Origin of the sequence: Sphingomonas dokdonensis, from assembly GCF_002197685.1 — a bacterium.
Classification (GTDB): Bacteria; Pseudomonadota; Alphaproteobacteria; order Sphingomonadales; family Sphingomonadaceae; genus Sphingomonas; species Sphingomonas dokdonensis.
The window spans coordinates 509,843-526,060 of sequence record NZ_NBBI01000002.1; the positions used below are offsets into that span (position 1 = coordinate 509,843).

At 66.2% G+C, this 16,218-nt stretch carries 15 protein-coding genes; 10 read left to right on the plus strand and 5 right to left on the minus strand.

What is annotated here, in order from left to right; all coding sequences use genetic code 11:
• Positions 1 to 23: 23 nt before the first annotated feature.
• A complete protein-coding gene (locus tag SPDO_RS07285; protein ID WP_088367031.1) occupies positions 24 to 530 on the plus strand; it encodes a Smr/MutS family protein in 507 nt (168 codons plus the stop codon).
• Positions 531 to 546: 16 nt separating this feature from the next.
• Here SPDO_RS07285 and SPDO_RS07290 read toward each other — a convergent pair whose 3' ends face one another.
• Entirely contained in the window at positions 547 to 2,715 is a 2,169-nt protein-coding gene (locus SPDO_RS07290; RefSeq protein WP_088366797.1) for a primosomal protein N', read from the minus strand.
• Positions 2,716 to 2,774: 59 nt separating this feature from the next.
• Here SPDO_RS07290 and SPDO_RS07295 point away from each other — a divergent pair, with 59 nt between their 5' ends.
• From SPDO_RS07295 to SPDO_RS07320, 6 genes are all read left to right on the plus strand, one after another.
• The gene (locus tag SPDO_RS07295) at positions 2,775 to 3,659 is read left to right on the plus strand and encodes a tyrosine-type recombinase/integrase (RefSeq protein ID WP_088366798.1); all 885 of its coding nucleotides are present in this window, start codon (positions 2,775 to 2,777) and stop codon (positions 3,657 to 3,659) included.
• A 52-nt stretch (positions 3,660 to 3,711) separates the two neighbouring features.
• Complete coding sequence (locus SPDO_RS07300; protein ID WP_088366799.1) at positions 3,712 to 3,912, plus strand: CsbD family protein; 201 nt, start codon at positions 3,712 to 3,714, stop codon at positions 3,910 to 3,912.
• A gap of 148 nt (positions 3,913 to 4,060) precedes the next feature.
• On the plus strand, positions 4,061 to 5,140 hold the full coding sequence (ald, locus tag SPDO_RS07305; protein ID WP_088366800.1) for an alanine dehydrogenase: 1,080 nt from the start codon (positions 4,061 to 4,063) through the stop codon (positions 5,138 to 5,140).
• Between the two features lie 430 nt (positions 5,141 to 5,570).
• Positions 5,571 to 6,893 (plus strand): EAL domain-containing protein, encoded by a 1,323-nt coding sequence (locus tag SPDO_RS07310; RefSeq protein WP_088366801.1) that lies wholly within the window; start codon positions 5,571 to 5,573, stop codon positions 6,891 to 6,893.
• Entirely contained in the window at positions 6,890 to 9,277 is a 2,388-nt protein-coding gene (locus SPDO_RS07315) for an ATP-binding response regulator (protein ID WP_088366802.1), read from the plus strand. Before SPDO_RS07310 ends, SPDO_RS07315 begins: the two co-directional genes overlap by 4 nt.
• A gap of 54 nt (positions 9,278 to 9,331) precedes the next feature.
• Positions 9,332 to 9,718, plus strand: coding sequence for a response regulator (locus tag SPDO_RS07320; protein WP_088366803.1), 387 nt, complete (start codon positions 9,332 to 9,334; stop codon positions 9,716 to 9,718).
• Here SPDO_RS07320 and SPDO_RS07325 read toward each other — a convergent pair whose 3' ends face one another.
• The gene (locus SPDO_RS07325) at positions 9,719 to 10,657 is read right to left on the minus strand and encodes a D-2-hydroxyacid dehydrogenase (RefSeq protein ID WP_088366804.1); all 939 of its coding nucleotides are present in this window, start codon (positions 10,655 to 10,657) and stop codon (positions 9,719 to 9,721) included.
• 47 nt (positions 10,658 to 10,704) lie between these two features.
• Here SPDO_RS07325 and SPDO_RS07330 point away from each other — a divergent pair, with 47 nt between their 5' ends.
• On the plus strand, positions 10,705 to 11,685 hold the full coding sequence (locus SPDO_RS07330; protein WP_088366805.1) for a M48 family metallopeptidase: 981 nt from the start codon (positions 10,705 to 10,707) through the stop codon (positions 11,683 to 11,685).
• Positions 11,686 to 11,696: 11 nt separating this feature from the next.
• Here SPDO_RS07330 and cysS read toward each other — a convergent pair whose 3' ends face one another.
• A complete protein-coding gene (gene cysS, locus SPDO_RS07335; protein WP_088366806.1) occupies positions 11,697 to 13,127 on the minus strand; it encodes a cysteine--tRNA ligase in 1,431 nt (476 codons plus the stop codon).
• 198 nt (positions 13,128 to 13,325) lie between these two features.
• Here cysS and rpsU point away from each other — a divergent pair, with 198 nt between their 5' ends.
• Entirely contained in the window at positions 13,326 to 13,532 is a 207-nt protein-coding gene (rpsU, locus tag SPDO_RS07340; RefSeq protein ID WP_007404630.1) for a 30S ribosomal protein S21, read from the plus strand.
• A gap of 84 nt (positions 13,533 to 13,616) precedes the next feature.
• Positions 13,617 to 14,198: an FKBP-type peptidyl-prolyl cis-trans isomerase gene (locus tag SPDO_RS07345; RefSeq protein ID WP_088366807.1), complete on the plus strand. Its 582-nt coding sequence runs from the start codon at positions 13,617 to 13,619 to the stop codon at positions 14,196 to 14,198.
• 127 nt (positions 14,199 to 14,325) lie between these two features.
• Here SPDO_RS07345 and SPDO_RS07350 read toward each other — a convergent pair whose 3' ends face one another.
• Both SPDO_RS07350 and SPDO_RS07355 read right to left on the minus strand, forming a co-directional pair.
• The gene (locus tag SPDO_RS07350; RefSeq protein WP_158212162.1) at positions 14,326 to 14,622 is read right to left on the minus strand and encodes an EthD family reductase; all 297 of its coding nucleotides are present in this window, start codon (positions 14,620 to 14,622) and stop codon (positions 14,326 to 14,328) included.
• A 62-nt stretch (positions 14,623 to 14,684) separates the two neighbouring features.
• Positions 14,685 to 16,115 (minus strand): aldehyde dehydrogenase family protein, encoded by a 1,431-nt coding sequence (locus SPDO_RS07355; protein WP_088366809.1) that lies wholly within the window; start codon positions 16,113 to 16,115, stop codon positions 14,685 to 14,687.
• Positions 16,116 to 16,218: the final 103 nt, after the last annotated feature.

The window sequence follows — 16,218 nt, forward strand, 5'->3', positions numbered from 1 at the left end:
AAGCCGCGCTCTGGGCGCGGGTGATGCAAACGGTTCGTCCGCTGCGCGCCGTGGCGGCGGCGACCGTGCCAAAACCCGCACCCGCCAGGGAGCCGGTGAAGCAGGCGGCCAAGCCCATTGCCAGCCGGCCGATGCCGCCGCAGCGAAAGCCGATCGAAGCGCCTAAGCGCGTACTGCCCGGCGTCACCCTGGATGGCGGCTGGGACAAACGGTTGTCGCGCGGGCTGGTGACGCCCGACGCCACGATCGACCTCCACGGCCACACGCTGCATTCCGCGCACGATCTGCTCGATGGTGCGCTTGCGCGCTCGGTGGCGCGGGGTGATCGCGTGATCCTGCTGGTAACGGGCAAGCCGCCGCGCCCCGAGAGCGAGCGTCCCCATGCCCGCGGCGCAATCCGCGCGGCGATCGGCGACTGGCTCGCCGGATCGCGCCACGCCGGCGCGATCGCGGCGGTGCGCGGCGCCCATCCGCGGCACGGCGGGCAAGGCGCGCTCTACATCGTGCTGCGCCGACCGCGCGGCCAGTAAGCGCCCGAACCGCCGATCAGAGAAAGCTGTACGGGTCCACGTCCACCGCGACGCGCACCTTTGACGGCCAGTCGAGCGCACCCAGCCAGCCGCGAATCACCTCCTGCACGTCCAGCGCGCGGCGGGCGTGGACCAGCAGGCGAAAGCGATGCCGCCCGCGCAGCATCGCCAGCGGCGCGGGGGCGGGGCCATAGACGTGCATGCCCTCGACCTCCGGCGCGCTGCGCCCGATCGCCTTGGCGACATCCTGTGCGGCGCCCTGATCCTCGCTCGACACGATGATCGCCGCATAGCGCCCGAACGGCGGGGCCCCCGCATCGCGCCGCGCGTCGGTTTCCGCCGCGTAAAAGGCGTCCGAATCGCCGGTGACCAGCGCCTGCATGACCTGCGCACCCGGCGCATGCGTCTGGATAAAGACGCGCCCCGGCTTCTCGCCGCGACCGGCGCGACCCGACACCTGGCGGATTTGCTGAAAGGTCCGTTCGGCAGCGCGCAGATCGCCGCCCTCGAGCCCGAGATCGGCATCGACCACCCCCACCAACGTCAGATTGGGAAAGTGATAGCCCTTGGTGACAAGCTGCGTGCCTACGACGATGTCGATCGCACCTGCCTCCATCCGCCCGACGAACTCGGCGGCCTTCGCCGGCGACCAGATCGTGTCGGACGTCACCACCGCAACGCGCGCCTCCGGAAATAGTGCGGTTGCCTCGTCGGCGATCCGCTCGACGCCGGGGCCGCACGCGACCAGACTGTCCTCTTCGCTGCACTCCGGGCAAGCGCGCGGCACCGGCTCGATATGCCCGCAATGGTGACAGGCGAGCCGCCGGGTCAGCCGATGCTCAACCATCCAGGCGGTGCAATTCGGGCACTGGAATCGGTGCCCGCAGGTGCGACACAAGGTCAGCGGCGCATAGCCTCGCCGGTTGAGGAACAGCAAAGACTGCTCGCCGCGCGCCAGCGTTTCCTCCAGCGCCTGCACCAGCGGGGGCGCCAGCCACCGCCCGCGATCGGGCTTGTGCTCCAGCAGATCCAGCGCCGCGATCGCCGGCATCTCGGCCGGCCCGAATCGCGCGGGCAGCTTCACTTCGGCATAATTGCCCAGCGTCACCTGCTGCCGCGTCTCGATCGCCGGCGTGGCGGAGGCGAGGATCACCGGACAGCCTTCGAACTTGCCGCGCATCACCGCCACGTCGCGCGCATGGTAATGCACGCCGTCTTCCTGCTTGAAGCTCGTCTCGTGCGCCTCGTCGACGACGATCAGGCCGAGGTTCGCATAAGGCAGGAACAATGCCGATCGTGCGCCGACCGTCACCCGCGCCTCGCCACTGGCGATCGCCCGCCACGCGCGTCGCCGTTGGGTAGAACGCAGTCCCGAGTGCCACGCCACCGGCTCGCAGCCGAAGCGATCGTGGAAGCGCTTGAGGAACGGCTCGGTCAGCGCGATTTCGGGCAGCAGCACCAGTACCTGCCGCTTATGCCGCAGCGCCTCTGCCACCGCCTCGAAATACACCTCGGTCTTGCCCGATCCGGTCACCCCATCAAGCAGCGTGGGGCGAAACGCGCCTGCCGCGACGTCGCCGATCAGCACATCCGCCGCCGCCTGCTGATCGTCGGAGAGGGCCGGCGGCGCGTGATCGGGATCGGGCTGCGGATAAGGGCTGTCGATATCCACCTCGACCCCTTCGATCGCGCCCGCCTTCACCAGCCCGCGGATCACCCCGTCCGACACGTCGGCGATCGCCGCAAGCTCGCGGATCAGCCCCTGGCGATCGCCGATCCGCTCCAGCGCCTGTTCGCGCTGCGTCGTCATCCGCTCGGGCACGTGGCCCGTGGCGCGATACTCGACGACATGACGCGAGCCTTCCAGCGCCGATGTCGAGGACAGCGCCATGCGTGCCACCGATGCCGGTGGCGCGAGGTAATAGTCCGCCGTCCATTCGATCAGTCGCCGCAATGCGGGGCGGAGCGGCGGCGCGTCGGCCACCGCCAACAGATTACGCAGGCGATTGTCGCCGACCTCCGCATCGGACGGCAGCCGCTCGGGCTCCCACACCACGCCCATCAACTGGCGCGGCCCGAGCGGGGCGACGACGATCGAGCCCGGCTCCACCGTCATGCCATGCGGCACGCGGTAATCGAGCGGACCCAGCGCGGAATTGAGAACGAGAACACGGGCACGAGACATGAGGCCCTCGCATATGGGGCGCAGGCGACTCGGTGAAAAGCCGGTGATACAAAGCGCGGGTGGAAGACCTGCCAACCCTCTACGCCGCGCACCTTTCGCGCACGCTGCGCCGTTCGGTGCATACGGTGCGTGCCTATCGCGCCACCGCCGTCCGGCTCATCGCCTTTCTAGGCCGGCACCTCGGCACCTCAGTCGATCGCGGCGCGCTGGCTGCGGTGACGCCGGCCGACCTGCGCGCCTATCTGGCGCATCGCCGCGGCGACGGGCTGACCAACGCCTCGGCTGCGCGTGAACTGTCGGCCGCGCGCCACTTTCTCGATTGGGCGAATGGCGCCGGCAGCGCGCCGCGGCTGAAGGGGCCGCGGGTGCAGAAGGGCGTGCCGCGCCCGATCGCCCCGCATGAGGCGGTGGCGCTCGCCGAAGAGGTGGGCGATGCCGCCCGGCTGGAATGGACTGGCAAGCGCGACTGGGCTTTGCTGCTGTTGCTTTACGGCGCTGGCCTGCGGATCGGCGAGGCATTGGCGCTGACTGGCGCGGCGCTGCCCTTGGGCGCAACGATCACCGTCATGGGCAAGCGCAACAAGACGCGCATCGTCCCGCTGCTGCCGCAGGTGCGCACTGCGCTGGAGACGTATGTCGCGGCAGCGCCCTGGCCGGTCGACACGGCTCAGCCACTATTTCGCGGCGTCCGCGGCGGCGCACTGTCACCCGGCGTGGTGCGGGCCGCCGTCCGCGCCGCGCGCGCGACGCTCGGCCTGTCGGACCGCACGACCCCGCATGCGCTGCGCCATTCCTTCGCCACGCACCTGCTCGGCCGCGGTGCGGATCTGCGCTCGCTGCAGGAATTGCTCGGGCACGCCAGCCTCGGCTCGACCCAGATCTACACCGCGGTCGATGCCGCCCATTTGCTCGACGTTTATCGCGATGCTCACCCCCGTGCGTAAGGGAACATCGCCCATGTCCTGTCGTTGATCTATTTTAGGCAGGAGTATTGTCATGGGTGAGATGGTCGACAAGATCAAAGGCAACGTGAACGAGGCCGTCGGCAAGGCCAAGCAGGCGATGGCGGACAAGGATCCGGCGACGCGCACGGCGCAGGACGACCGGCTCGAAGCGGAAGGCGCCAGCCAGGAAGCCAAAGGCAAAGGCCAGGAGTTCATGGGCAAGGTAAAGGGTGCGCTCGGCGACGACATCTAGTCTTCGCCAGATCTTCTTACACTCGCCCTCGGCGGAGCGCGCGTCGCGCGGCTCGGCCGGGGGCGTTGTTGTTTAAGGACTGTCTGTGTGCCCTAGCGCGACGGCGTTTGCCACCATAGATGGTCTCATCTGAAACCAGGAGACTCGCATGCGCGTCGGTGTGCCCAAGGAAATCAAGAATCACGAATATCGCGTCGGTCTGACGCCGGGCGCGGTGCGTGAATATGTCGCGCATGGTCACGAAGTGCTTGTCGAAACCCAAGCTGGCGCCGGCATCACGGCCGATGATGCCGCCTATGAGGCCGCTGGTGCCAAGATCCTGCCCAGCGCCGAGGAGGTTTTTGCCGCCGCGCAGATGATCGTGAAGGTGAAGGAGCCACAGCCCAATGAATGGGTACAGCTTCGCGATGACCAGATTCTCTTCACCTATCTCCATCTCGCACCCGATCCGGAGCAGGCCAAAGGTCTGATGGCCTCCGGCGTGAGCGCCGTTGCCTATGAGACGGTGACGGATCGCGCCGGCGGTCTGCCGCTGCTCGCGCCCATGAGCGAGGTGGCTGGTCGTTTGTCGATCGAGGCCGCCGGCGCTGCGCTGATGGCCTATAACGGTGGTCGGGGCGTGCTGCTCGGCGGTGTGCCCGGCGTGGCGCCGGCGCGCGTGGTGGTGCTCGGCGGCGGCGTCGTTGGCACGCATGCCGCACGCATGGCGATCGGTCTTGGCGCGGAAGTGACGATCGTCGATCGGTCGCTGCCCCGGCTGCGCGAACTCGACGAGCTGTTTCAGGGGCGCGTGCGTACGCGCTACTCCACCATGGATGTGATCGAACAGGAGATCGGCGCCGCCGATGCGGTGATCGGCGCCGTTCTGATCCCCGGCGCCTCGGCGCCCAAGCTCGTCACGCGCGCGATGCTCGGCGGGATGAAGCGGGCCTCGGTGCTGGTCGATGTCGCCATCGATCAGGGTGGCTGTTTCGAAACCAGCCATGCGACCACCCATGCCGATCCCACCTATGAGGTCGATGGCGTCATTCATTATTGCGTTGCGAACATGCCCGGCGCGGTGCCGCTCACGTCCAGTCACGCACTGAACAATGCCACGCTTCCTTATGGTCTCGCGCTTGCCGACAAGGGGATCGCCGCGTGCGACGACAATCCGGGCCTGATGTCAGGGCTTAACGTGCGTGCCGGCAAGATCGTGAACGAGGCCGTGGCGCAAAGTCTCAGGTGAACAGTGTCAGCCGAGAACTAAATCGCCTGACTTAAAGTTCAGGATCTGAAATATTGAAAACCCCCGGCCAGAGACTGGCGCGGGGGTTTTCAGTTCTCGATGGCTGCGTCTTCCACAGCCCGGAACTTGTAACTGATCACCGTAGCGAACCGACCAGCAGGTAACGAACCTTTTGCTACCTAGCCGTAGCTTGGCTCATCAGCCCGCCGGCAAACCCCTTTACCAGGGCTTAACGTCGCCGTTGCCGTAGATCAGCGCGAGAATGAAAGCGAGCATCTTGAACTCCCTAGTGTTCACGTCCGTAAGACGTAAACTATAGTTAACAATCTGTTTACCAATGTTCAAGAGAGTTTATTAACGGCAGTGTCGCTGCCGCGTGCCACTTTGGATCATTAAGGGTATCTTCAGCCCTGCCGGATATCCGGGCCTTATGGTCGGTCTCGGCAATCCCGCTCCCCATGTGCCCGTCGCGTCTGGCGGTGCGTCCGAGCTTTTGCCTGCGGTGCTCGCCCCGCGTTTGACGTGGCGCTTTCTGGTGCTCGCGGAGATCGCGAACTTCGCGGCTGTGCGTCGCCATGTCGGCTGCGCTCGCAGCGATCTGCTGGTCACGGACGTCTCGGCTCGGTTGGCTACGGCCATGCCGCATCTCCGGCTCACCGTTGTCGGCCGCACCACGATCGAAATCGCGACCGAGGGGGTGGAGCCGACCCAGCTCGATGATATGCTGGATCGTCTGCGGGAGGAATGCGACGCGCCGTTCCTGCTCGATGGCGAGCCCCACCGGCTGGAAATCTATTTCGGTGCGGCGGCTGTCCGATCCGTGAATTCCGATGACGTGCGTTTGGCAGAGGAGGCCGAAGCCGCCCTGGCGGAGGCGCGTGCGGCGCATGTGCCGATCCGCCACGACGTCAGTGCGCCCGGCGCACACGAGGCTCGCCGGATCGCCGCCGAACTGCGCACGGCGATCGCCGAGGACCAGCTGTTCCTGGCCTATCAGCCCAAGGTTCACGTTCGCCGGCAGGAGATCGGCAGCGCGGAAGCGTTGGTGCGGTGGCAACATCCCACGCGCGGCTTGGTACCGCCAGGCGACTTCATTGGTGCCGCGGAAGATGGCGGGCTGATCGACGCACTGACCGTCTGGACGATCGAACGTGCGATCGCCGATCAGGGCCGGTTGCAGGCCGCGGGACACGATCTGCGCATCTTCATCAACATTTCGGGTCAGTTGCTCGGCGACCAGGCGTTCGTCGAAACGGCGTGCCGCCTGATTACCGGATCAGGCGCGAAGCTGGGCTTTGAAGTTACCGAAACCTCGGTCATTCGCGACCCGTCGTCGGCAATCGCGAATCTTCAGCGCTTTGCCGACATCGGCATCGTCATCGCGATCGACGATTACGGTGCGGGTCTGTCCAGTCTCGCGTACCTCAAGCAATTGCCGGCACGCGAGCTGAAGATCGACAAATTGTTCGTGACTCAGCTGACCAGCTCCAATCGCGACCCGCTGATCGTCCGATCCACCATCGATCTCGCGCATGCGCTTGAGATGGAAGTGGTGGCCGAGGGAGTCGAAACACAGGCCGCGCTGGCGCTGCTCACCGTCATGGGGTGCGACATGGTGCAGGGCTTCCTGATCAGCCGCCCCATCTCGCTCGATGCGTTGCTGCTTTTCATGGAAGAAGACGGGCACCAGCTCGTGTCGCAGGACACGCGCGCCACGTTCAACGCATTGGCGACCGCCTGGAAGCGCGCGTGATCGGTTCGCGGATCGGCCGTGCGGCAATGACGCTAGCCATGCCGCTGGTCCTTGCCGCGGCCGCGCCGTCGCCCACCGGCCGCGACCCGCAGTTCGATGCACTGACCGCCTCCGTGAAAGCGGAGATGCAGAGCGATCCGGAGGATGCGGTTTCGAGATCGCGCTCCGCGCTTGCCTATGCACGCCGAGCCAAATCACCGCAGATGGAGGTGACGGCGCTCTGGCTCATGGGCGAGGCGTATAGCCGCGTCGTGCAGCATCAGCGCGCGGTCGAAATCCTAGGGCAGGCAAGCCGACTAGCAAAAAGGACCGTGCCTGGCACGCAATTGCATGCCGATGTCCTCCTGTCGGAAGGCGGGGCATTGTACACGGTCGGTCAGATCGGCCGCGCCTTGTCCGATCTGCGCCGGGCGCACGACATGTTCCGCGATCTCGGCGATACCCGCAGTCGCGCCAAGTCGCTGATTATGATCGCGCTGGTCTATGCCACGGCAAACGATCACGAATCGGCGCTCAAATATTTCGGGCAGGCGATCGACGTCTACCGTGCCGATCCCGGGCTGTCCGTTGCCATCTACAACGGGCGCGGCATCGCACTGCGCGAGCTGAAGCGCTACGCCGCCGCCGAAGCCGAACTCGTCAAGGGGCTTGCCCTCGCGCGCGAGATGAAGAGCCCGTTCATCTACGCGCAGATCCTCACCAATGTCGCCGATGTTCGGCTTGCCCGAAACAATCTGGCCGGCGCGCAACGCGCGATCAACGAAGGCCTGGCGCTGTCCGCCAAGCCGGAGGCGGCGGCGCATCGCAGCGGCTTTGTCTCGCTCGCCGCGCAGGCCGCGTTCCAGCGGGGCGACATGGTTGCCGCAGAACGGCTGATCGACCAGCGGTTCGCTGGTGAGGATCTGACCAAGACCTTGCCGCCCGATCGCTCCGCGCATGACATCGCCTACAAGATCTATTCGAAGCTGGGTCGCACCGATCTGGCGATCAAGCATCTCGCCGCGCTGAAGCGGCTGGACGATCAGGCGACCGACATTGCCCGGTCGAACAGTGCGGCGATCGCCAGCGCGCAGTTCGACTTCGCCAATCAGGAGCTTCGCATCGCGCAGCTCAAGGCGGCGGATCTGCAGAAGACGATTGCCTTCGAACGCGCGCGCGCGCGCACGCAGCAATGGCTGTTCCTCGGCACGCTGCTGATCATCGCCATACTCGTCATCGGCATTGTCATGATCCGCCGCAGTCGCAACGCGCTGGCGCGGAGCAACACGGCCCTGGCCAAGGCACTGGCGGCAAAGACCGAATTCCTCGCCACCACCAGTCACGAGATCCGCACGCCGCTGAACGGCATTCTCGGCATGACGCAGGTGATGCTTGCCGACGCTAAGGTCGATCCGCCCATGCGCGAGCGGCTGTCTGTGGTTCATGGTGCGGGGATGACGATGCGTGCGTTGGTCGACGACATCCTGGATGTCGCCAAGATCGAAACGGGTCGCATGACGATCGAGCAGGCGCCGACCGATATCCGACGCACGATCACGGACGCGTCGCGAATCTGGGAGGAGCAGGCGCGGCACAAGCAGCTTGGCTTTACGCTTGCTCTGGACAACGCGCCGGGCTGGGCCATCGCCGACGCCACGCGCTTGCGCCAGATCATCTTCAACCTGTTGTCCAATGCGGTGAAATTCACCGCCACCGGTCACGTCAGCGTCGTCGCTGAGGCGCAGGGCGATCGGTGGCGGCTGGTGGTTGCGGATACCGGCATCGGTATCGCACCGGACAAGCACGACGTGATCTTCGAGGCATTTCGTCAGGCGGATACCGGCACGACGCGCCAGTTCGGCGGCACGGGCCTTGGCCTGTCGATCTGCCGCAATCTATCACGAGCCATGGGGGGTGAGGTGACCGTCGAAAGCAACGAAGGCGAGGGAGCCACCTTTGTGCTCGACCTCCCGTATGAGCCGGCCGAGTCGGGTGAGGCTGTCGCCGTGCCGGGATCGGGCGTGCTGGTCGTCGATCGCAACCCGATCACCCGCGCCATGTTCAAGGCGCTGCTCGCGCCTGTCGGCGGCACCGTAGCCTTCGCCGCCACGGGTGAGGAGGCTGCCGAATCTGCCGAGAACCAGCCGCCGGCGACGATCCTCATCGACGACGCGACCTTGCGTACCAGCGACGATCCGATCGCTGCCGTGAGTGCACTGGCGGGCCACGCGCCGGCCGCGCGGATCGCCCTGCTGGGTCCGGCATTAGATCCTGCCGAACAGGCAATGCTTTGTGATGCTGGCGTTTCGCGCTTCATCACCAAGCCGATTGGAAAGGAAGCGCTGGTGCAGGCGCTGTTTAGCGACGAACCGGTCGCCTGCACTCTTGTTTCGCAAGCGGCTTGAGCCGATAACAGCGCCGGCGATGGAACATCTATTCTGCCTGTTCGGCGCACGGCCATGAACGTCCTGTTCATCGAGGACGACCGCATGAACCGCAGGGTCGTCCGAGATATGCTTAACGTGGCCGGTGCGGACATGATCGAGGCAGAAAGCGCAGAAGAAGGGCTGCGCATTCTCGACGGTCAGGAATTCGACATGCTGCTGGTCGATCTGCGCATGCCCGGCATGGACGGAATTACCGCCATTCGGCACATCCGCGCCCGTCCTGATCAGAAGGGGCGCGTGCCGATCATCGTCGTTACGGCCGACACAGCCATTGATCTGCGCGAACGCTGCCTTGCCGCCGGCGCGGACGAAGTGATCTTCAAACCCGTGGCGATGGACAATCTGTTCGACGCCATGGGCCGCGTGCTCGCGGCCGATGACGGCGGAATGATCGGCTGATCAATAGCCGCGGTCGAGATCCGCGACATTCTCCATCGCCCGCCCGGCGCGGAACGCCTCCAGATTGCGCAGGAACATCGCCGCCGCGCGCTGAAACATCTTGGTCTGGCTGCGGCCCGACAGATGCATGGTGATCATGCAATTGGGCGCTTTCCATAGCGGGTGATCGGCCGGCAGCGGCTCCGGATTGGTCGGGTCGAGAAACGCGCCGCCGATCGTGCCGGCGTTCAGCGTCGCGAGCAGCGCGTCGTCGTCGATCATGTCGCCGCGCGCGATGTTGATCAGCCACGCGCCCGGCTTCATCGCCGCCAGTTCCGCTGCGCCGATCATCGCCTTTGTCTCGCTGGTGGAGGGCGCCGCCAGCACCACCCAGTCGTAATCGCCCAGACACACGCGCCATGCGTCGGGCGTCAGCGTGCCGTTGCTGCCCGAGCGGGTCACGCCCGTCACCTCGACGCCGAACGCCGCCAGCCGGTCGCCGATCAGCTTGCCGATCGCGCCATAGCCGATCACGATCGCCTTGGTATCCGCCAGCTCGATCTTGCCCGGTGCATCGCGCAGCCACTCGGCCCGGTCGTGCGCGCGAATCACCTCGTCCAGCCGCTTGGCGCCGGCCAGCACGCCCAGCACGGCATACTCCGCCACCGCGATCGCGTTGATGCCGACGCCGTTGGTCAGCGTCGCCCCGCGCGCGCGCAGCACGTCGAGCGGAAAGGCATCCAGCCCGGCGTAGATGGTGGATACCCATTTCAGCCCGTCGCCGGCCGCGCGTAGCGTGTCCTCGGTCAGCTTCGTCGGCTGCATGTCCACCCAGGCGATGTCCGCGTCACCGATCATCGCCTTTGCTTCGGCTGGGCTCGACCACCACGCTACGTCCAGATCCGAGGGGAGCTTCGCTTCGAGCAGCGGACGGGCGAGCGCGGGGAGAACAGCCTTCATGATCGAGGGTGATAGCGCGACGCGATCGGCTCGCCTATCGGGTAGATGTGTTTGCTTTCCTGCCCCTCGTCGCTGCGTCCGTTGCCACCGCCCCGCCGCTTGCCCCGCCCGCGGCCACGGAGGATCAGGCTGCCAGCTTCGAGGCGCTTCGCGCGATCGACCTGAGGCTCGCCACGATCGCGCATCGCCTGGTCACCGCGAACGCGGCCCTGTGCCGCGACACGGCGCCCGCAACGGGCCTCGTCCTTCAGGCCGAGACGCAATATGATGCAGGTTCATTGGCATCGGCCCGCACGGTGTTTGGCTTTGCCACGCCGGTTGCTGTCGAGGCCGTGGTTGCCGGCTCACCTGCTGCCAGGGTGGGCGTGCAGGCCAATGACGGCGTCGCGGCCATCGGGTCGCAGCCGCTGACGGCGACCGCAACGCCGCCTTCCAGCGCGGATCGCGATGCGGCGCTCGGTGTGCTGGAGCGGCAGGGCATGCCCGTTCGCCTGACGATCGTTCGCAATGGCAAGCGCCAGGACGTGCAACTCGCAGCCGAGCCCGGCTGCCGCAGCCGCTTCGAGGTGGTGCTCGGGACCAAGATGACTGCACTGTCGGACGGCAAGGTCGTCCAGATCGGCGTGCGTTTTTTCGAGCGTTACCGCGACGATGAGACGGCCGTCATCGTGGCGCATGAGCTGGCGCATACCATTCTCAGGCACCGCGTTCGCCTGGAAGCGGCGGGGGTGAAGGGCGGGCTGTTGCGCGAGCTCGGCCGCAACGCCGCGCTAAGCCAGAAGGTGGAGCTGGAGGCCGACGTGCTCGGAGTCGCGCTGCTCTACAACGCCGGATACGATCCAGCGTCGGCCGCGCGCTTCTGGCGTGACAATGGCGACGATATCGACGGGGGCATCTTCCGCAGCCGCACGCATCCCGCCACCCAGCGCCGAATCGCGGCGATCGAGGCGGCCGCCGCCGCCATTCCCCCCGGCACGCGGCCTTACACGCCGCCGATCCTCGCGCAGCGCGACGTCCCGCTCAGGTAAGGCGCCGCAGCTCAGGCCGACACGATCCGCCAGTCCCAGCCGAGCGGATCGCCATCCATCACCTCGACGCCCGCTTCGAGGAGCGAGTCGCGGATCGCATCGGAGGCGGCGAAGTCCTTCGCGGCGCGCGCTTCCTGTCGCTCCGCCAGCCGCGTCGCGATCGTGGCCTCGTCGATCGTGGCCGAGGCGGGCCGCACGCGCAGATCCTGTCGGCCTATCGTATCGAGCGGCAGGCCGAGCACCGCGACGAAATCGCCCAGCGCCTCCACCCGATCGGCGGGCGACACCTTCTTGTCGGCGATCAGCGCGTCGAGCACTGGCAGCGCCTTTGCGGTGTTCAGGTCATCGGAAATCGCCGCGTCGAGCTGCTCGCGATAGGCCGCCGCGCTTCCCTTGGCCGGCGCATCGGCGCGCGCGCGCAGGCCCTCGATCGCCTGAACCATCCGCTTCAGCCGCACCTGCGCCGCCGCGAGGTTTTCCCAGGAAAACTCAAGCTCGCTGCGATAATGCGCCTGCAGGCAAAGCATCCGATAGGCGAGGGGGTGAAAACCGCGGTCGACCAGCGCCTTTAGCGTCAGGAACTCACCCGATGACTTGCTCATCTTCCCCGCACGCTCGACCAGAAAGTTGTTGTGCATCCAGAAGGCCGCGCCGCTGTCGCCGCAGCCACAATGCGCCTGATTCTGCGCGATCTCGTTGGGATGGTGGATCTCGCGATGATCGATCCCGCCGGTGTGGATGTCGAACGTCTCGCCGAGATATTTCTTGCTCATGACCGAGCATTCGAGGTGCCAGCCCGGCGCGCCGCGACCCCAGGGCGAATCCCACTCCATCTGGCGGTTCTCGCCCGGCGCGCTGGTGCGCCAGATCGCGAAATCCTGTGCGTGTCGCTTGCCCGCGACCGGATCGATCCGGCTCTCGCCCTCGTCGTCGCGCGATCGCGCCAACCGCCCGTAATCAGGCACGGTGCTGACATCGAAATACAGCCCGCTGTCCAGCCGGTAGCAATGCTTGGGCTCGATCGCGGCCGCGAAGTCGATCATTTCGGCGATATGGTCGGTCGCGAGCGGCAGATGCGTCGGCGTGGCGATGTTGAGATCGGCGAGGTTCTGCTTGAACGCGTCGGTATAATGGCGCGCGATCGCCCAGATGTCGGTGCCCGCGCGCTTCGCCGCCGCCTCCATCTTGTCGTCGCCGGCATCGGCATCGGAGGTAAGGTGCCCGACGTCGGTGATGTTGATCACGTGCGTCAGGTCATAGCCCTTCCACCGCAGCACGCGCGCAAGCGTATCGGTGAAGACATAGGCGCGCAGGTTGCCGATGTGCGCATAGTTATAGACCGTCGGCCCGCAGGAATAGACGCGCACGCCCTTGGCTTGATCGAGGGGCTCGAACGCGCGCAGCGAGCGCGACAGGCTGTCGTAGAGCGAAAGCATCGTCATGCGGCGCGCTGTACCGCCGCCGTCGCCGCACGCAAAGGGAACCGGCGACGCTGTGACGCAATCGCCACAGCACGGCGGGTTGCGCGGGGGCAGGGGTGGTGGTAGACGCAGCGGGTTCACGGCGCGGGCTATGCTCGCGGCCGCCGTTTCCGTTTCGCGGAATCGGGCTGTTTCAGATCTCGGAGAAGTGTCGGTTTTATGCAGATCATCGTTCGCGACAACAACGTCGACCAGGCCCTGCGCGCGCTCAAGAAGAAGCTGCAGCGCGAGGGCGTTTATCGCGAAATGAAGCTGCGTCGGCACTATGAGAAGCCGTCGGAAAAGCGTGCACGTGAGCGTGCGGCCGCTGTGCGCCGTGCGCGCAAGCTGGAGCGCAAGCGGGCGGAGCGTGACGGCGCACGGTAAGAACCGCGCGAGCGTCTCAACTTTCTCTCTATTCGCTGCATCCGGGCGCGTGATTCGCGCCCGGTTCTGACCTCGGGGATCGCCATGTCGACCGTAACCGCCGTTCCGATCGCGCCGGTCAAGCGCAGCTATGTTGTCTGGCTGATCGTCGGCATCATCGCCGCCTTCGTCGCCGCCGCCGCGCTGGCGGTACAGGGCGACGATTTCCTGACGCGCAACGCGCGCAAGTCGGGCGTGGTGACGACGGCGTCGGGTCTCCAGTATCAGGTCATCGAGCCCGGTTCGGGGCCGAAGCCGACCGACACGGACGTCGCGTTGGTGATGTACGAGGGCAAGCTCCTCGACGGCACCACCTTTGACAAGTCGCAGCAGCCGACGCCCTTTCCGGTGACGGGTGTGGTGCCCGGCTTCTCCGAGGGCCTGAAGCTGATGCCGAAGGGTGCCAAGTATCGCTTCTGGATCAAGCCGGAGCTTGGCTACGGCAGCGAGACCAAGGGGCCGATCCCGGGTAACTCGACCCTCGTGTTTGATGTCGAGCTGATCGACTTCCTGCCCGAGGCGGTGCTTCGTCAGCTGCAGCAGCAGCAGATGATGGGCGGTGCGCCGGGTGCCCCAGGTGCTCCGGTCGGGGCAGCGCCGGGTGCCGAGGCACCAGCCGGTCGCTGATCCGCGCAGCAGATAAGAAAAGGGCGCCACGAGCAATCGCGGCGCCCTTTTTCGTGCCTGACGTACTTTGGGAGGCTAAGATGCCCCGCGCTACCCTGGTCAGGGTGCGCGCAGCACCAGCATCACATCACAGCGCCCGGCCGACCATGATTTGCGGCGTGATGTCGGTGAAGTTCGGCACGTCGGCCTGCAACTCGCCCATACGCGGGCTTGCCATTGCCTGACCCATCGCTTCGGGCGAGGCGAAGTGGAAATTGGCAATGAGCGCGAACGGCGGCGTGCCACCGCCGGGGGCCTGGCCCTCGATCAGTTCGATCTTCTCAGGGCTCCAGATGTCGCGTGCCAGCTCGGCATGCGTCGCCTTGTAATAGCTGGCGTCGAACTTCGCGCCGTCATGGTTTGGATACAGAACGCTAACGATCATTATTCCCTCTCCCCTAAGAAAAACGGGCGCCCGATGGGGGCGCCCGCTGTTGGTGTTTCCAATCAGGCGGCGTTTTCGCCGACGATGGTCTTCACTTCCATGAAGTCCGTGAGGCCCCATTTCCCGCCCTCGCGCCCGTTGCCCGACGACTTGTAACCGCCAAAGGGCGTTGAGCCATTCGGCCCCCACGAATTGATCGTGACAAGGCCCGCGCGCAGCTTGCCGGCAATCTTCGCCGCCTCGACCGGATCGCCCGAGATCGTTGCCGACAGGCCGTAATCGGTGTCGTTCGCCATCTCCACCGCCTGTTCGGTGTCGTCATAGGTGGAGATCGTCGCGACCGGGCCGAAGGTTTCTTCGCGATAGATGCGCATTTCCGGCGTCACGTCGGCGAGCACCGTCGGCTTCACGTAATAGCCGGCGTTGCGGCCGTCCGGGCGACCCACGCCGCCGGTGACGAGGCGCGCGCCTTCGTCGAGCGCCGACTGGATCAGCGTCTGGATCTTCTCGAACTGCGCCTTGTTGACCACCGGGCCGATGTGCGCGCCTTCCTTGTCGGGGCTGTCGACCTGGGTCGCTTCCATGATCGCCTTCACCACCTCCTCGGCCTCGCCGACCTGGCTCTTGTGGACGAGCAGGCGGGTCGGCGCGATGCAGCTCTGGCCGGTGTTGGCGATCACGCCCGAGAGCGTCGGCGGCAGTACCTTGCCAAGCTCCGCGCCCTGCAACACCACGTTGGGCGCCTTGCCGCCCAGCTCCTGGTGGACGCGCTTGACGGTCGCTGCCGCTGCGGTCGCCACCGCGACGCCGGCGCGGGTCGAACCGGTGAAGCTCACCATGTCGACGTCCTTGTGCGACGAGAGCGCGGCGCCCACGGTCGGGCCGTCGCCGTTGACGAGGTTGAACACGCCCGCCGGCACGCCAGCCTCTTCCAGGATCTCGGCCAGGATCATCGCGTTGGCCGGCGCTTCTTCCGACGGCTTCAGCACCATGGTGTTGCCGGCGGCAAGTGCGGGCGCGACCTTGGCGCAGATCTGGTTCAGCGGCCAGTTCCACGGCGTGATCATCGCCACGACGCCGATCGGCTCATGCACGACGCGCGCGCCCTTGCCGGCGTTCTCGGAGAAGCTGAATTCCTTCAGCGCGGCGAGTGTGCCCATGAAATGGCCGAGGCCGGCGGGCGCCTGCGCCATGTTCGCGAACGAGATCGGCGCGCCCATTTCGCGGCTGGTCGCGGCGGCAAGATCGGGAATGCGCTTCTTGTACAGCGCGATGATCCGCTCGAGCAGCGCGATACGATCCTCGACCGAGGATTGCGACCAGGTCTTGAACGCCTTCTTGGCGGCGGCGACGGCCTTGTTGACGTCGGCTTCGCTGCCCAGCGTGATTTCGGTCGCGGCCTGCTCGGTCGACGGGTCGATGACCTCGTGGCGCTTGCCACCCTCGCTGTCGACCCATGCGCCGTCGATATAGTGCTTCAGATAGCTTTGCATTGTGCCTCTCCGCCTATGGACGTGATGTTTCCCCGCGCTTGTGCGGCCCGATTAAGTCAGTTGCAACAGGAAACGAGACACGGCGGAAGCGTGCCGCGACGGG